This window comes from Streptomyces sp. NPDC012935 (genome assembly GCF_042900345.1).
Classification (GTDB): domain Bacteria; phylum Actinomycetota; class Actinomycetes; order Streptomycetales; family Streptomycetaceae; genus Streptomyces.
This window is the reverse complement of record NZ_JBIBBC010000095.1, coordinates 1-1,210: the sequence shown is the minus strand read 5'-3', so window position 1 is coordinate 1,210 and position 1,210 is coordinate 1. Positions and strand designations below refer to the sequence as shown.

The following is a 1,210-nucleotide window of genomic DNA, read 5'->3' as shown; positions in this document are numbered from 1 at the left end:
TCGGTCTGCCGCCGCACGAGTTCGACCTCTGACCGGAAGACCGGCCGGACCGGAGAGAAGCGGAAGAGGCGCCGGGCGACCCCGCACAGCACGGGGCGCCCGGCGCACCCGTACCACCCGCCGTCAGCGGATCCGGTCCACGTCCAGGTCGTCGCCCACGACCAGCGTGATCACGCCCGCGGCCGCGCCCGCGTCCGCCGCGCGCGGCGCCGGAGCGCCGGGGGCGTGCGCGGCCAGCGCCCTCGCCTGCTGCTCCTGGCCCGACGGGTAGGTGATCTCCGTGGTGGCGGACGGCTCGGGCGCGTTGCCCGTGCCGGTGACCGTCAGGCCGGCCTCGCGCAGCTTGCCGGCGACCGTGTTCGCCAGGCCCGGGGTCGAGGTGCCGTTGAGGACCTGGACCTTCACCGAGGAGGCGTACAGCGGGACCTTCGTCTGTGCCTTCAGACGGTCGCCGTCGACCTCCTTGTCCTTGGCCAGGCGGCTGAACAGATCGGTGGCGTGCGGGTACTGCCAGACGACGTTGGCCTTGTCGGTGGGGACGTCGGCCTCGCGCGGGTAGTTGGGGACCGTGACGAAGGTGAGCCGGTCGCTCGGGATGCCCTTGAGCTCGGACGCGAGCGAGTACAGGGGCTTGATTCCGGCCAGATCGGGGTCGGTGGTCAGGGACTTGGTGGCGGACTTCAGGAAGCCGTAGAGGGAGGTGGGGCTCGTGAGCCGGTCCTGCGCCTTCTCGACGAGGGCGTTCATGAACTCCTGCTGGCGTCCGATGCGCCCGATGTCGGAGCCGTTGCCGACGCCGTAGCGGACGCGGACGTAGCCCAGGGCCTTCTCGCCGGCGACGGTCTGGCAGCCGGCCTCCATGTCCAGGCGGGCCTTCTCGGAGTGGATGGCCTCCTCGGGGCAGACCTCGATGCCGTCGAGGGCGTCCACCATGCCCTTGAAGCCCTGGAAGTCGACGGACATGAAGTGGTCGATGCGCAGTCCCGTCCGTGCCTCGACGGTCTTGATGGAGCAGGCGGCGGCCCCGGAGACCTCGCCGCTCGAACCGCCCAGCGCGAACGCCTCGTTGATCTTGGCGTGGTGGGGGCTGGACTTGTCGCCGCCGCCCCGGTCGCACGCCGGTATCTCCACCCAGGAGTCACGGGGGAACGACACGACCGTGGCCCACTTCCGGCTCGCCGGCACATGGAGCACCATCAGCGTGTCGGAC

Annotated in this window: 1 protein-coding gene; it reads right to left on the bottom strand. The window is 71.2% G+C overall.

Annotated features, from left to right (window positions below):
- Positions 1-123 precede the first annotated feature (123 nt).
- Positions 124-1,210: LCP family protein (locus ACFY5C_RS41790; RefSeq protein ID WP_389455320.1), on the bottom strand; the 1,087-nt coding region annotated here is incomplete at its 5' end.